12 protein-coding genes are annotated in these 15,196 nt (G+C 67.2%); 8 read left to right on the top strand and 4 right to left on the bottom strand.

Translation table 11 applies throughout. From position 1 onward, the window contains the following. Positions 1 to 32 precede the first annotated feature (32 nt). Positions 33 to 305, bottom strand: coding sequence for a mycoredoxin (locus ABFX29_RS02150; protein ID WP_152227650.1), 273 nt, complete (start codon positions 303 to 305; stop codon positions 33 to 35). Between the two features lie 110 nt (positions 306 to 415). Between ABFX29_RS02150 and ABFX29_RS02145 the strand changes: the two genes are divergently transcribed. Continuing rightward, the gene (locus ABFX29_RS02145) at positions 416 to 1,198 is read left to right on the top strand and encodes an SOS response-associated peptidase (RefSeq protein ID WP_152227652.1); all 783 of its coding nucleotides are present in this window, start codon (positions 416 to 418) and stop codon (positions 1,196 to 1,198) included. A 21-nt stretch (positions 1,199 to 1,219) separates the two neighbouring features. On the opposite strand, the gene ABFX29_RS02140 is transcribed toward ABFX29_RS02145, so the two are convergent. Next, positions 1,220 to 1,693, bottom strand: a complete 474-nt coding sequence (locus ABFX29_RS02140; protein ID WP_152227654.1) for a VOC family protein — start codon at positions 1,691 to 1,693, stop codon at positions 1,220 to 1,222. A gap of 203 nt (positions 1,694 to 1,896) precedes the next feature. On the opposite strand from ABFX29_RS02140, the gene ABFX29_RS02135 reads away from it, so the two are divergent. Together ABFX29_RS02135 and ABFX29_RS02130 are read left to right on the top strand one after the other, a co-directional pair. Continuing rightward, positions 1,897 to 4,194 carry an MMPL family transporter gene (locus ABFX29_RS02135; protein ID WP_152227656.1) on the top strand — a complete coding sequence of 766 codons (2,298 nt, stop codon included), beginning with the start codon at positions 1,897 to 1,899 and terminating at the stop codon, positions 4,192 to 4,194. A 10-nt stretch (positions 4,195 to 4,204) separates the two neighbouring features. Beyond that, a complete protein-coding gene (locus ABFX29_RS02130; protein WP_152227658.1) occupies positions 4,205 to 4,546 on the top strand; it encodes a chorismate mutase in 342 nt (113 codons plus the stop codon). 26 nt (positions 4,547 to 4,572) lie between these two features. On the opposite strand, the gene ABFX29_RS02125 is transcribed toward ABFX29_RS02130, so the two are convergent. Then, positions 4,573 to 5,874 carry a CoA transferase gene (locus ABFX29_RS02125; RefSeq protein ID WP_152227660.1) on the bottom strand — a complete coding sequence of 434 codons (1,302 nt, stop codon included), beginning with the start codon at positions 5,872 to 5,874 and terminating at the stop codon, positions 4,573 to 4,575. Between the two features lie 109 nt (positions 5,875 to 5,983). Here ABFX29_RS02125 and ABFX29_RS02120 point away from each other — a divergent pair, with 109 nt between their 5' ends. Beyond that, on the top strand, positions 5,984 to 6,574 hold the full coding sequence (locus ABFX29_RS02120; protein ID WP_152227662.1) for a DUF2087 domain-containing protein: 591 nt from the start codon (positions 5,984 to 5,986) through the stop codon (positions 6,572 to 6,574). A 23-nt stretch (positions 6,575 to 6,597) separates the two neighbouring features. Here the strand turns inward: ABFX29_RS02120 and ABFX29_RS02115 are convergent, their stop codons facing one another. Next, a complete protein-coding gene (locus tag ABFX29_RS02115) occupies positions 6,598 to 7,626 on the bottom strand; it encodes a DUF2776 family protein (protein WP_211372376.1) in 1,029 nt (342 codons plus the stop codon). A 294-nt stretch (positions 7,627 to 7,920) separates the two neighbouring features. Here ABFX29_RS02115 and ABFX29_RS02110 point away from each other — a divergent pair, with 294 nt between their 5' ends. The 4 genes from ABFX29_RS02110 (at position 7,921) to ABFX29_RS02095 (ending at position 15,183) form a co-directional block, all read left to right on the top strand. Next, complete coding sequence (locus ABFX29_RS02110; protein WP_246167436.1) at positions 7,921 to 9,600, top strand: MDR family MFS transporter; 1,680 nt, start codon at positions 7,921 to 7,923, stop codon at positions 9,598 to 9,600. Then, a complete protein-coding gene (locus ABFX29_RS02105; RefSeq protein WP_152227667.1) occupies positions 9,600 to 11,174 on the top strand; it encodes an MDR family MFS transporter in 1,575 nt (524 codons plus the stop codon). Before ABFX29_RS02110 ends, ABFX29_RS02105 begins: the two co-directional genes overlap by 1 nt. A gap of 191 nt (positions 11,175 to 11,365) precedes the next feature. Then, positions 11,366 to 11,677: a DUF6504 family protein gene (locus ABFX29_RS02100; protein WP_055240935.1), complete on the top strand. Its 312-nt coding sequence runs from the start codon at positions 11,366 to 11,368 to the stop codon at positions 11,675 to 11,677. A gap of 23 nt (positions 11,678 to 11,700) precedes the next feature. Beyond that, on the top strand, positions 11,701 to 15,183 hold the full coding sequence (locus ABFX29_RS02095) for a DNA polymerase III subunit alpha (RefSeq protein WP_152227669.1): 3,483 nt from the start codon (positions 11,701 to 11,703) through the stop codon (positions 15,181 to 15,183). The last annotated feature ends 13 nt before the right edge of the window (positions 15,184 to 15,196 follow it).

Raw genomic sequence — 15,196 nt, 5'->3', positions numbered from 1 at the left:
GGCTCCCGGCATCGAATAGGTGAAAGGTCAGGTCAGAGGCCCAGGCGGGACTTCACCTCAGCGGCCGAGGGATTGGTGGCTGCCGAGCCGTCGGGGAAGACCACGGTCGGAACGGTCTGGTTGCCTCCGTTGAGGGCTTCCACCAGTTCCGCCGTGCCTTCGGTGTTCTCGATATTCACCTCGGTGTAGCCGATTCCCGCCGCATCCAGCTGGGACTTCAGCCGCCGGCAGTATCCGCACCAGCTGGTGGAGAACATGGTGATGGTTCCGGCCTCGGGAGTGAACGCTTCGGCAGTGACGGACATTGGAGCTCCTTGGTGGGTTGTGCGGGTGTTCTGCTGCCTCGTCAACGCCGCTGTGGCCGCTTTGATTCCCGGGTTGGGACGGCCGGGACCGTGCGGGGCAGACTGGAGGCATGTGCGGACGATACGTGATGGCCCGGGCCATCGGTGACCTGGTGGCGGAAGCAGAGGCCGAGGCCGATGCCAACCTTGAGCTGCGCCGGTCCTGGAACGTTGCGCCGACCTCGGACGTGCCGGTGGTGCTTGAACGCGTGCTCGACGGCGCCGCCGTCCGGCAGGTTCACGTAGCCCGCTGGGGACTGGTCCCGGGCTGGGCCAAGGACAGCTCCGTGGGCGTGCGTGCCTTCAACGCCCGCAGCGAAACCCTGTTGGAGAAGCCCACCTTCCGTGACGCGGTCCTTTCCCGCCGGTGCGCTGTGCCCATGGAGGGATACTACGAGTGGCAGGCTGGTCCCGGCGGCACCCGCAAACCCTATTTTGTCCGCCGGGCTGACGGCAGGCTGCACTGGTTCGCCGGATTGTACGAATGGTGGGCGGACCCGGCCCTGTCCGCCGGGGACCCGAACCGCTGGCTGCTGTCAGCATCCGTCATCACGCTGGCCTCACCGGAGCCGGAAAGCGCAGACCCGCTCCTGCGCAGGCTCGGCGAACTCCACGACAGGATGCCCCTGCCCCTGGCCGGGGAGGACCTGGACGCGTGGCTCGCGCCGGGGACGCTTAGCGCCACCAAGGCGCTCGAAGCGCTGGGATGCGCACTGGGCAACGCCTACGCTGCCGCCGCCGGCTGGATCATCGAACCGGCCAACCCGGCGGTGGGAAACGTACGCCATGACGGTCCCTGGCTGCTGGACGCCGAAGCTGAACCCGGGAACGAAACCGAGGCCGTGCTGTTCTAGGACTGCGGCGAACAGGCGCGGTCAGGAAACCGAACTGGTGGGAAGTGCCGCGCCGGGGTCTCCGGGGTCCAGGGCCGAGAGGCTCACGGTGCCGTCTTCGGCAACCCGCAGCCCGGGGTTGTGGCAGATCTCCCAGCGGAAACCGTCCGGATCCGTGAAATACCCCGAGTAGCCGCCCCAGCTCATCTGCATGCCCGGAGCAGCTATGGACCCGCCGGCCGCAGCGGCCTCATGCAGGATCGCATCCACGTCCTTCGGGGAGTCGACGTTGTGCGCCAGGGTGAACGGCGCCAGGCTGGCCGACCCGGTGGCTCCTGACTCCGCGGCCAGGTGGTCGCTGCGGAAGAAGGAGAGCAGGATTCCGTGTCCCACCTGGAAGAACACCACCTCGCCGGGAACATACTGCACGGGGTTCCAGCCCAGGCGGCCGTAAAAGGCATAGGACACTTCAACATCGCGCACGCCTAGGGTGACGACGCTCAACTGGGGCAGCATGTAGGAATCTTCCCACCGAAACCCCGGCAAACCCAGAACATGACCTGCCTGGATTTTCGCGCCGGACCGGACCGGTCTTTGGCAGCGGCCGTTGACTCGGCCTGTGCAGGGAGCCTCTTATTGAAAACGGCAGTGCACGTCCAGGGACGGAGTGAAGACCGGCAAACTCTTCCCCGCGCTATCGCGAGAATGCGACGAGGCCCATGAGCACAGCGATCCCCCCGAATTCCGGGCATTCCCAGCCCGCCCGGCCCTCCTCCGCGGAAGGTGCGGCGGCTGTTCCTTCAGGCCGCGAAGGCCCGCCCCGCGAAGGCCCGCCCCGGGACGGCGGGCGCAGCGCAGGCCCACCTGCCTGGCTGCGGATCGTGATTCCCGTACTGCTGATCGTCATCTGGTTCGGCCTGGGCGGGGTGGGCGGACCGTACTTCGGCAAGATCAGCGAAGTCCAGCAGAATGACCAGGCTTCCTACCTTCCCTCCAGCTCCGAGTCCACTAAGGTCAGCGAGCTTCAGCCGGAGTTTACCGACAGCGAGGCGATCCCCGCCGTCGTGCTTTACGTCAACGATTCCGGGCTGACCGATGCCGACCGCACCTTCATCCAGGACCGGGAGAAGGCCTTCGCGGACGCCCCGGGGGTCAGCGGCGGCGTGTCCCCGGCCCAGTTCTCGGAAGACGGAAAGGCTGCGGAAATCTTTGTGCCGGTGACGGATGACGACGCCGCGGCAGACAACGTGGAGAACCTCAGCACCGTGGCGAAGGACGGACTGCCGGACGGGCTCAGCGCGTATGTGACCGGACCGGCCGGACAGCTGGCGGATATTTCCCAGGCGTTCGGCGGCATTGACGGGGCCCTGCTGATCGTTGCCGTGATCGCCGTGCTGGTGATCCTGGTGATTGTCTACCGTTCGCCGCTGCTGCCCATCCTGGTGCTGCTCACCTCCATCCTGGCGCTCTCCGCCGCGATCCTTGCCGTGTACTGGCTGGCCAAAGCCGGTGCAGTAACGCTGAACGGGCAGGTACAGGGAATCCTGTTCATCCTCGGCATCGGCGCAGCCACGGACTACTCCCTGCTCTACGTCTCCCGGTACCGCGAAGCCCTGCGGGACCACGCGGACCGCTGGGGAGCAACCCGGGCTGCGCTGCGGGGCACGCTGGAACCCGTGACCGCCTCCGCCGGCACCGTGGTGGCGGGGCTGCTGTGCCTGCTGCTCAGTGACCTGAACTCAAACAAGGCCCTCGCACCGGTGGCCTCCCTGGGGATTGTCTGTTCCTATCTGGCGGCCATGACGCTGCTGCCGTCCCTGCTCTTTGTCTGTGGCCGGGCCGCGTTCTGGCCGCGGCGCCCGGCGTTCGGCTCCCCGCACCCGGACCGGGACCACCAGGCGCACGGTTTCTGGCCAGGCGTTGCCCGCACCGTGCGCAACCATTCCCGGCGCACCTGGCTGATCTGCGCCGTCGTACTGGCCGCCGCCGCGGTGGCAGTGGTGGACTTCCGCGCCTCAGGGGTGCCGCAGAGCGACTTTGTGCTGGGACAGACCGAAGCCAAGGAAGGGCAGGCGGCCCTGGGCGAGCATTTCCCCTCAGGATCCGGCAGCCCGGTGCTGATCGTGGCCCCTGAATCGGAACTGCAGTCCGTTGCGGACACGGTGCTTGGCACCAGCGGCATCTCCGACGTCACCGTGGTGGCGCAGGGCACCCCGGCAGGTTCCCTGCCCGTCACCGACGCCGGAGTGCAGGTTCCCCCGATCCCCGGTTCCGAGAACGCGTCCCCCAAGACCGTGGACGGGCAGGTGCTGCTGCAGGCGACCCTGACGGAGAACGCCGACTCGACCGCAGCCGAGGACACGGTCCGCGAACTGCGGGAGAAACTGGCGGATAAGCCGGAGGTCCTGGTGGGCGGAACGACCGCCACGACAGTGGACACGAACGACGCCGCGGAGCACGACCGCAACCTGATCATCCCGGTAGTGCTGGTGGTGATCTTCTTCCTGTTGATGCTCCTGCTGCGGGCGGTGCTGGCACCTTTCCTGCTCATCCTTACCGTGATGCTGTCCTTCGGAGCGACACTGGGCATCTCCGCGCTGCTGTTCAACTACGTGCTGGACTTCCCGGGTGCTGATCCGGCAGTGCCGCTGTACGGGTTCATCTTCCTGGTTGCCCTTGGCGTGGACTACAACATCTTCCTGATGACCCGTGTGCGGGAGGAGAGCCTTGTCCTGGGCACCCGGGACGGGATCGTCCGGGGACTGATGATCACCGGCGGGGTCATTACCTCCGCCGGAATCGTGCTCGCCGCTACCTTCGCGGCACTGGGCGTGATCCCCGTGCTGTTCCTGGCCCAGCTGGCTTTCATCGTCGCCTTCGGCGTGCTGCTGGACACCCTTGTGGTGCGCTCGCTGCTGGTCCCGGCGCTGTCCTATGACATTGGCCCGCGGATCTGGTGGCCCTCGAAACTGGGCCGGCCGGCCGAGCCGGAAAAGTCCGAAACGCCGTCCCGGTAAACTGGAAGCCATGGGAGAAACAGTGGAAACAGACCCGACTACCGAACAGCTTGTGGCCGTACGCACGGCCATTGACGAGATAGACGAAGAAATTGTGGCGCTGATCTGGCGCCGCGAACGCCTGGTGCGCCTGGCCGGGGGACTGAAGGACGACGACGCCCAGGTCCGCGCGCGGGACCGGGTAGAGGAAGTCATCAACCACGTGCGGGAAGCCGCGCAGGCGCAGGAACAGGACTCCACGGTGGTGGAAAAGACCTACCGCGCGATGATCGACGCGTTCATTGACTACGAGCTGCGCACCCGGCACGAGGATGAAGCGCAGGCACGCCTGGACGCGTTCAGCCGCAGCTAGCCGGGGCTGTTCCCGGCGCCCCCCGGCTACCACGCTGCGGGAGCTGATCCCAGGGGCGCGGCAGGCACGTCCCACCGCATTTCGGGAACCGGTCCTTCAGAGCGAAACGCCAGCGGAGGTGCCAGCCGCTCGCCCGGGCCCCACCAGGTCTGTTCCGCAGCCCGGGGCAGGGAGGGCGGCGCCGGATCGGGCGGTGACTCCCAGAGCGGAGGCACCGGCCCGCGGGCATCGGCGGCCCGTTGGAGTTCCACAGCCGTCCGGGCCAGGGAAAGCCTTGCGGCATATACCTCACCGTCCAGCCGGCGGGTCCACGCCCGCACGGCTGCCGCAGCGGCCAGGTATCCGGTGGCCTGGTCCAGTGCCTGGACAGGCAGCGGCAGCGGCGCATCCGCGGCGGACCAGGCCATGCCGGCGTCGGCAATGCCCGAGGCCGTCTGCACCAGGGAATCGAAGCCGCGGCGTCCGCGCCACGGCCCGGTCCAGCCCCAGGCATCCAGTGCCACGGTTACGACGCCGGGGCGCAGCTGCTGGAGGCGGTGTTCGTCCAGTCCCAGCCCGGTGAGGGCGCCGGGGCGGTAACCGTGCACCACCAGGTCGGCCGTGGAAATCAGCTCACGGACCTTCGCCGCCCCGTCAGGGGTGCCCAGGTCCAGCCGGGTGCAGCGCTTTCCCACTGTCATCTCCGCCTCCAGCGACGGCTCCTGCCAGCCGGGCGGATCAATGCGCAGAACCCGTGCTCCGAAGCCGGCCAGGAAGCGGGTGGCCACCGGCCCCGCGATGACACGGGTGAGGTCCAGGACCCGGACTCCGTGCAGCGGCCGGAGCGGAGTTCCGGAGGTTTCGGCGGGACGCCGCGCCGCGCGCCGGGTCCAGCCAATGAGGGGCTCGGCGCTGACAGCCTGTCCCTGCGGGTGCGCCAGCCACTGTTCCGCCGTCCGCAGCCGGGCAGCGCAGCCGCCGGCTGCCACCACCGCTTCTTCCAGTTCCCCGCCTTTCCAGGCCCTCACCGCCACGGACGCTGTCTCCGGGCCGGCATCTCCCGGAAGTCCCAGGACAGCGAGCGCCGCGCGCCGGTGGTGCGGGGCGTTGGTGTGCAGCCGGACCCAGCCGTCCGCACACCGGTAGTCACGCGAGAGCGGGTCCCAGGGCGGGGGAACCTCCCACCCGGCCGGGCGGAATGACGGGCCGAACCAGGCGCGGGCAAGATCCGAATCTACTTGAGCCTGCACCGGAACTCCGGAGAGCCGGGACGCAAGTTCCGCAACCGCGCTGCCCGCGGCCGCAACGGACGCAGCCGCGAAAGAGCGCACGGGGTAGCAAGACTCCATGCGGCAGCTCCCCTCGGGTCCGGATTCCTGTTGCAGTAGGCTACGTCACGGACCGGAGCCCGGACAGGGCCAAGGCCGCAGAATAAACCAGGCATGAAAGGCACGATCGTTGAACACCCCCGGCACCGCAGGCAGCCCCAACTGGAAAGCGGTGGCCGCCGCGCTCGCAGATTCCCGCAGGCTGCAGGTGTATGGCCGGGTTATTGCCGCTGCCGGGCAGGGCGAACCGCTCTCCGCCCGGGAACTGGACCGTGCCGGAAGCAAATCCCTGGCCGCGCTCCTCAAGGCCGGCCTGGTCCGGGAAGGGGAGGACGGTCTGCACCCGGTTCCGGAGGTCTTTTCCCGCCTGCTCGCCGCAGACCGGGCACCCCGGGATGAGTCCCCGCTGCGGCACCTGGGTCCCGGGAGCTCCGGCAGCCTTCCATCCAAACGGGCCGACCGCCTTGAAGTCCTGCACTATCTGGCCGGTGAGGTCTTTTCCCGGCACGGGGTACTGGACGCCGGTGCCGGGGATCCCGCCGCCAGTCCTGCCCGGTTGACGGAAGCCGAGGTCACCGTCCGGCTGGCTTCCTTCACCCAGGACCCGGCGATGTTCCGGCGGGCGATGGTGGATGAAGGAATCGTGCAGCGCAGCCCGGACGGTTCCAGCTACTGGCTCAGCAGGCCGCGCCCGGCCCCCGGCATGGAGTTTGCCGGCTGAGGAGCAGTTTTCCCGTGCCGGCGCTACGACGTTCCCTCTTCGAGGATGGACACGATTGAGAAGAGCGTAAAGCAGACAGCTCCGAGTCCAACCAGTACGTGCGCTCCGACAAAGAACGCCGGATCTGTGCCTGCGGCTTCAAAGAGGAAAGCGGCGAAGAACAAGCAGGTGAGAGCCGTTCCGATGGGCATGAGCGGGATGCGGTTGGCCAGGGCAAACGTGCGGCGCCAGACGAGCGCGAGCAGCAGCACTTTTGACAGGATGCTGAAGCAGATCAGCCCCAGGCCGAGCAGCACGCATCCCGGGGCCAGCCGGTAGGACTCGTCCGAGCTGAACAGTACGAAGATCCCGAGCAAGAGGTTGGCTGTGCCCGCGGCAGCGACGAGCCAGGCCCAGGCGAAACGCTCACCGTCGCTGAAGACGTTGCGTACCTGGCGCACAATGCTGGCCACCAGGGCGATGAGCGACGTGCAGATCGCTGAGAGGCCGAGCAGGACGTGACCGGCTACGAACCCGGGAGCGTCTCCGCGCAGCAGCAGGCCGGTTGCGAGGGAGAAACCGGTGACCGCGGCCGCAGCCGGTACTGCGATCAGCACGGCGCCGGCAGCCCGGGAATGCGCACCTTCCGGAGGGCCGCCCAAAGGCTCGAGAAGCTGTGCCGACTGGATCAGCGTGAATTTCGTGGACGCGGCCGCCACCGTGCTTACGCACGCTGCGACCAGGCCGACGCCGATGACCACGAAGCCTGCGGTGAGGTTCTGCGGGGTGTTGCCCCGATTGGCCAGGATGATGCCCCAGACGACGGCTGCGGCAGCAGCCACGTAGCCGGTGAGCGGCAGGGCGATACTCCAGCCGCGCCCGTAGCGGCCGATGAGCTGCCGGATGATGGTGGCCGCCGTAGTGAACAGCGCATAACAGATGGCGGTCAGTCCCACGTTGACGTGTCCGGCAACAAAATGACCGGCATCGCCGGGCCCGGCAAGGATGTACAGCCCGTAGGACAGGCAGAGCGCTCCCATCAGGAGGGGTATGGCGCGAAAGATGACGCTCATCGTCCAGTTCATGGTGTGCTCCGGAAGGACTCAGGGATCCTGTGCGCCGGCGCTCTGGCCGGTCCGCGGTTTAGTGCAAGTCTGCGCCCGGCCCACCCGCGGAACAATGCCCACATGGCGGGGCGCAGATCCCGGCAACGGAACTTCACACCCGCCGCCGCGGCGCCTGCCCTTCCCGGTGCGGCCGCTCCCATCGGCCGCTGCGGACCGTTGACTTGGCCGGACGGCGGGCGTCGAATGGGTAGTGGGTTTTGGTTCCAGACCATCCATGGATGACTTCCCTAGGAGGCGTCATTGGCCGCTCGATTCACTGCCCACGGAGCCGAAGCCATCCATCCGGTGGCCCGGACCGCCACAGACCTGGGGTCACCGGCGTCGACCTCCCAGACGGTACCCGCGCCCGCATCCCCGGCACCGCCTGAACCGCCGCCCGGGCACGGGCCGGGAGCCCCGGCACCGCATAGCCGCCGCCAGCTGGCGCTGGTCTTCAGCGGACTGATCATGGCAGTGCTGATCTCAGCGTTGGACCAGACAATCGTCTCCACTGCACTGCCCACGATCGTGGGCGACCTGCGCGGACTCGAGCACCTGTCCTGGGTTATTACCGCCTACCTGCTGACGTCCACCATCGGGCTGCCTATTTACGGCAAGCTCGGTGACCTGCTGGGACGCAAGAACATCTTCATCTTTGCGATTGCGGTCTTCCTGCTGGGATCAGCGCTATCGGGCCAGGCCCACAGTATGGGCGAGCTGATTGCCTACCGGGCGCTGCAGGGCGTTGGCGGCGGCGGGCTGATCATCGGCGCGCAGGCGATCATCGGGGACATCGTTTCGGCACGCGACCGCGGCAAGTACATGGGGCTGATCGGCGCAGCCTTCGGAGTTGCTTCCGTCAGCGGACCCCTGCTGGGCGGCTACCTGACTGAATACTGGTCCTGGCGCTGGGTGTTCTACATCAACCTGCCGCTCGGGGCGATTGCCCTGGCACTGATCATCACCTCCCTGCACCTGCCCAAGCGCAGCGCTGCCGGAATCAAACTGGACTATCCCGGCGCCATCCTGCTTGCGTTTGCGAGCGCAGCACTGGTGGGCATCACCAGCTGGGGCGGAACCACGTATGCCTGGACGTCCCCGACCATCCTTGGGCTTGGTGCGGCAGCCCTGGTGGCCATCGCGGTGTTCATTCCCGTGGAGCTGCGGGCACCGGAACCAATCCTTCCGCTGCGGCTGTTCAGGATCCGCAACTTTGTTGTCTGCTCACTGGTGGGGCTCGCCGTCGGGCTGGCGATGTTCGGCAGCATTTCCTACCTGCCGACTTTCCTGCAGATGGTCAACGGTGCCAGCGCCACCGACTCGGGGCTGATGATGCTGCCCATGACCGCAGGGCTGCTGCTCAGCTCCATCGGAACCGGACAGCTCATTTCCCGCACCGGCAGGTACAAGATCTATCCGATCCTGGGGTCGCTGGTGATGATCCTGGGGCTGCTGCTGCTCTCGCGCATCTCCGCAGAAACTCCGTACTTGTTCACGGCGCTGGGCATGTTCGTACTCGGCCTGGGAATCGGGGCGCTGATGCAGAACGTCGTGCTGATCGTGCAGAACAGTGTTCCGCCCCAAAACATGGGCACAGGGGTCTCCTCGGCGAACTACTTCCGGCAAATAGGCGGAACGCTTGGAATCGCCGTCTACGGCTCGGTGTTTATCTCCCGGCTCAACGACCAGGTGGCCAACGCCCCTGAAGCCGTGCGCGGGGTGACCAGCCAGGGGGTGAACTCCATTAGCCCGTCCCAGCTCAAGGCGCTGCCGGCTCCGGCACGAGACTTCATTGCCGACGCGTTTGGCACCGCGCTTCCCCCGATCTTCCTGCTCGGAATCCCAGCGCTGGGCGCCGCCTTCGTGCTGACGCTCTTTATTCGAGAGATACCGCTGGCGAAGACAGCCAACGTTCAGCTGGAAGGCGAGGCGCAGCGCTGATGGTCCCTGGTGCACATGCGGCAATCCCGGCAGTCCCGGACGCTGCAGCGAGCGCGCAGGACGACGGCGCGCGGCGCGGGCGGGTGCTGGTATTCACCGGGCTGGTCCTCTCCGTCCTGCTGGCGGCGCTGGACCAGACCATCGTCGCCACGGCCCTGCCCACCATCGTGGGAGACCTGAACGGGCTGGAACATCTGTCCTGGGTAGTGACCGCCTACATCCTGGCCGCGACCATCGGCCTGCCCATTTACGGCAAGCTTGGAGACCTCTTTGGCCGCAAGAACATCTTCATCTTCGCCATTGCAGTTTTCCTCCTCGGATCCGTCCTCTCCGGCCTGTCGCAGAGTATGGGCCAGCTGATTGCCTTCCGGGCAATCCAGGGCATCGGCGGCGGCGGCCTGATGATTGGAGCGCAGGCGATCATCGGTGACCTGGTCTCACCGCGCGAACGCGGACGCTACATGGGGCTGATCGGAGCTTCCTTCGGCCTGGCGTCCGTCGGCGGGCCGCTGCTGGGCGGCTGGATCACTGACTCGTGGTCCTGGCGCTGGGTGTTCTACATCAACGTGCCCATCGGAGCTGCCGCGCTCGCCGTCGTCATTACCTCCCTGCACCTGCCCAAGGTGGCCACGTCCCGGCCGCGGCTGGACTATGCCGGTGCCGGGCTGCTTGCCGTTGCCTCAACGGCCCTGATCCTGGTGACCAGCTGGGGAGGAACCACCTATGACTGGGGAAGCCCGCAGATCCTCGGCCTGTCCGCGGCTGCCCTCCTGGCCGGAGCGGCGTTTGTCTGGGCGGAACGCCGCGCGAGTGAACCCATCCTGCCGCTGGGCCTGTTCCGGCTGCGGAATTTCCTGATCCCGGTGCTGGCGGGCATCGCCGTCGGAATAGCGATGTTCTCCACCATTTCCTACCTGCCCACGTTCCTGCAGATGGTCAACGGGGCCAGCGCCACCGAATCGGGTCTGATGATGCTGCCGATGATGGCCGGCCTGCTGCTGACTTCCATTGGGACAGGGCAGCTGATCGCCCGCACCGGACGGTACAAGGTCTATCCCGTTGCCGGCTGCGCCATGGTCATTACCGGACTGGTACTGCTCTCCCGGATCTCCCAGGAGACCCCGTACTGGTTCACGGCAATCGGGATGGCGGTGCTGGGCCTGGGCATCGGCGCGCTGCTGCAGAACCTGGTGCTGATCGTGCAGAACAGCGTGCCGCCCAAGAACATGGGCACCGCCATCTCCGCCGCGAACTATTTCCGCCAGATCGGCGCTTCCTTCGGAATTGCTGCCTTCGGATCCATCTTCATCCAGCGCCTGACCGACCAGCTTGCCGAAGCCCCCGCCGGCACCGCGGGGACGCTGCCGGCGGAGGGCATCAATTCGCTCACGCCGGCGGTCCTGCAGGCCCTGCCCGGCCCGGTGCAGCAGGAAATCGGTGCGGCCTTTGGCACGGCACTGCCGCCAATCTTCCTGCTCAGCATCCCGCTGGTGGCAGCAGGGGGCGTGCTGTGCCTGTTCATCCGCGAGGTTCCGCTCTCGACGCAGTCCCGGGTGGAGGCGGCGGCTGAGTAAACCAAACTCCCACCGGCTTCCTAGGGGGCACCGTGCCGATTGTCAGAGAGCAGTCGTACACTGGAGATTCGAATATATGTTCGAATCAGGTTTTGCCTGAACCGATGTATGAAAAGGATGTATGAAAAGGATGCACGCATCGGTTCCGGGCACCGGCCGGATACCAATTTCAGGCACAGCGAGGGGCAGCCATGGGACTTTTCAGTGAAGCGGTAGAGGTGGTGTGCTCACCCGCAGGCATACCGCTGCGCCTTGTCTGGCAGGGAAGGACGTACAAGGTCGCAGCTAATCCCGTGCGCTGGTACGAACGGCGCAGCTGGTGGGACGAAGAACCCCGGGCAGAACGCGGACACGGCCCCGGGCTGGTGGATTCGGAGATCTGGCGGGTCCAGGCCCGCCTGAGCCCGCGATCGCCGCTGCGCACGCTGGACATTTCCCGGCAGGCTGCCTCAAACACCTGGCGGCTGATCCGGATTCATGATGCCCTCCGGGAAAGCGCTTAGTGCCGTGTCATGAGTACCGTGCCATGAGTTTTACCCATCTCCACGCCGCCACGGCATTTTCCGCCCACTACGGCACCTCCTGGCCCGAAGAGCTGGCCCAGGCCGCCGCAGCGGACGGCGCCGATGCGCTCGCCTGCACCGACCGCGACGGCCTGTACGGCACGGTCAAGCACCTGCGTGCCTGCATGGACGCCGGCATAGACCCGATTATCGGCGTGGACCTGGCAATCCTGGACGGGGAAGGCAGAGACGCGGAAGTGACCGGACGCGCGGTCATCCTTGCCCATGGGCATAACGGGGGAGCGGGCTATCACGCGCTCTGCCGGCTCATCTCAGATGCCCATGCGGGAACCTCGCCCTCCCGGGGACGTGCAGGGCGTCCGCCCGGCGTCACCCTGGAGCAGCTTGCCGCCCGGGTGCCGGGCAGGGACGGGGAGCCGGTACTGAGTGTGCTGGTAGGCCCGCACACCGACGTCGGACGCGCCATGCGCAGCCGCAGCTACGCCGTCGCCCGTACCCTGTTCCGGCGCTGGCTGGGAGTTATGCCGCGTGCGGCGCTCGCCGTGGAGGTGGTCACGCACCTCAGCGCCCCGGGCACCAACCTGAGCCTGGCCCATGCCGTGCGGATGTACCGGCTGGCAGACGAAATGAACATTCCCGCCGTACTGACCAACGCGGTGCGCTACGTGGATGAAGACGGCGCCGCCACCGCGGACGTGCTCGACGCCGCCCGGGCCCTGACGTCCATGGCGCAGCTGCAGGACCTGCAGCCCAACGGGCAGGGCTGGCTGAAGCCGGGAAAGCAGATGGCCGCGCTTGCAGCAGAGATCAGCGGGGAAGCAGGCTACGGGAGGTCCGGGGCAGCAAAGCTGCTGGCCGGAACCGAGGCGCTCGCCGATGCCTGCCGGATCGACCCGGCCGCAGACATGGGGTGGAAGCAGCCCGTGGTCCCGGAAGCCGGGGTCATAGGGATCGACACGGAACCGGTGCTGGAACTGCGCGGACGCTGCGAAGCCGGGATTGGCAGGCGCTTCGGGCACCTGGGCGGTGCAGCGGAAGCCGCCATGCGCAACCGGCTGGAACATGAGCTGGGGATTATCGAGCGGCTGGGCTTCGCTGCCTACTTCCTCACCGTCGCAGAAGTTTCCACCATGATCCGGGACATGGGAGTGCGCGCGGCGGCACGCGGATCGGGTGCCTCCTCACTGGTGAACTATCTGCTGGGCATCAGCCACGTGAACCCGCTGGCGCACGACCTCATCTTTGAACGCTTCCTCTCCCGTGACCGCTCCACGCTGCCGGACATCGACATTGACGTTGAAAGCGCTGAACGGCACAACGTGTACCACCGCATCTTTGAACGCTTCGGTGCTGAGCGGGTCACGCTGATGAGCATGCAGAACGGTTACCGGGCACGGGGGGCGGTGCGCGACGCCGGCCTGGCCCTGGGATTGCCCGATGAGGAGGTCGGCGCCGTGGCCAAGGCGCTGTGGCGCTTCTCGGCGAGCCATTTCCGTGAGGCGCTCGCCGAGAAACCCGAACTGCGCGGCGTTGCCGAAGCCGTGCAGCAGAACCGTCAGCTGGACCTGCTGGTGGACCTCACCGAACGGCTGGACCGGCTGCCCCGGCATATTTCGATGCATCCGTGCGGGGTGATCCTGGGGGACACCTCGCTGCTGGACCGCACGCCCGTGCAGCCCAGTGGCCTGGGCCTGCCAATGTCCCAGTTCGACAAGCACGACATGGATCCCATGGGCATGCTCAAGCTGGACGTGCTGGGCGTGCGGATGCAGTCCGCCATGGCGTTCGCCCTGAATGAGGTGGTCCGGGTCCATTCCGGCGGAGACGACGTCGCCCGGGCAGGCGGACACGTCCAGGAATCCGAAGCGCGCCCGGAGTGGATAGCCGAAGACGGGCGGATCGACCTGGATGCCGTCCCGCTGGATGACGAACCCACCTTTGAGCTGATCCGCAGCACCCACACGCTGGGCTGCTTCCAGATCGAGTCACCGGGGCAGCGCGAGCTGGTGGGCAAGATGGCACCGCGGGACTTCAACGACCTGATCATCGATATTTCCCTCTTCCGGCCCGGGCCGATGAAATCGGACATGGTTCGGCCCTTCCTGGAACACCGCCACGGCTGGGCCCCGGCGGTGTACCCGCACGAATCGCTGCGCCCGGTGCTGGCCGAGACCCACGGGGTGACGGTCTTCCACGAACAGGTGCTGCGGACCTTCGACGTGTTCACCGGCTGCGGGCTGGCAAAGGCCGATGAGCTGCGCCGGCTGCTGGGCAACCCTGCTGCCGAACAGGGAGTAGAGGACTTCTTCCGGCAGGCAGCGGAAAAGCGCGGCTACGACGCGCAGACCATCGACAACGTCTGGGGAACACTGAAAGCCTTCGGCAGCTTCGGTTTCTGCAAGGCCCACGGCGCCGCCTTCGCCGTACCCACCTACCAGTCAGCCTGGCTAAAGGCACACCATCCCGAAGCGTTCCTCGCCGGAATCTTCGAACATGATCCCGGCATGTACCCCCGCAGGCTGCTGGTGGCAGAAGCCCGCCGCATGGGCATCCCCATCCTGCCGCTGGACATCAACCGCAGCGGCGAGCAGTACCGGGTGGAATGGGTTCCGCCCGTAACGGCGGCTCCGGGCCGCAAGGCCAGTCCGGGGAGGTTCGGGATCCGGCTCAGCTTCGCCGGGATTTACGGTCTTTCCGCCGCGGAAGTCCGCCGCATCGCCGCCGGGCAGCCGTTCGACTCCCTGGCCGACCTGCGCGCCCGCGCCAGGCTCTCCCGGCCGTCGGTCCAGCGGCTGGCCCAGCTTGGTGCCTTCGATTCCCTTTCCCGCCAGAGCGGTTCGCTCGGCAGCCGGGCGGACCTGCTGCAGCACCTGGCCGAAACGTCCGGTAAACCCGGAACCCGCAAATACGATCCGATTCCCGGCCAGCTGGCGCTTCCGCTGGGCGATACCGAGCTGGCCAACCTCGTTCCGCAGCTGCCTGAGCCCACACTGCCGGAGCGGGTCCGCACCGAACTGGACCTGCTCGCCGTCGACGTCAGCGCACACCTGGTGGACAGCTACGAACCGCTGCTCGCTGCCCTGGGCGTGACCAAGGCCGAATCCCTGCTTGGGCTGCGCAACGGGTCCGAGGTCCTGGTTGCGGGCATCCGGGTGGCCACCCAGACCCCGCCGATGCGCGGAGGCCGCCGGGTGGTCTTCATCAGCCTGGACGACGGGACCGGCTGTGTGGACTGCACTTTCTTCACCGAGGCGCAGGAGAAAACCGGTCCGCTGCTCTTCGGCACTGAGCTGATGCTGATCCGGGGACTGACCCGGCGCACCGGACCACGGGGCATGAGCCTGCAGGCGCTCCAGGCCTGGGACCTGGCAGATACCGGTTCCCTTCCCCTGCCGCGGGCGGCGGGAAAAGGCGCGGGACACGGCCCCGGAAAGAGGGCGGGCCAGCCGCGCGGCCGGTTGGTCGGGCTTAGGAACAGCGGATAACATCGTAAGGGCG

This window comes from Arthrobacter gandavensis (genome assembly GCF_039528575.1).
Classification (GTDB): domain Bacteria; phylum Actinomycetota; class Actinomycetes; order Actinomycetales; family Micrococcaceae; genus Arthrobacter_B; species Arthrobacter_B citreus_B.
This window is presented reverse-complemented; position numbering and strand designations above follow the sequence as displayed.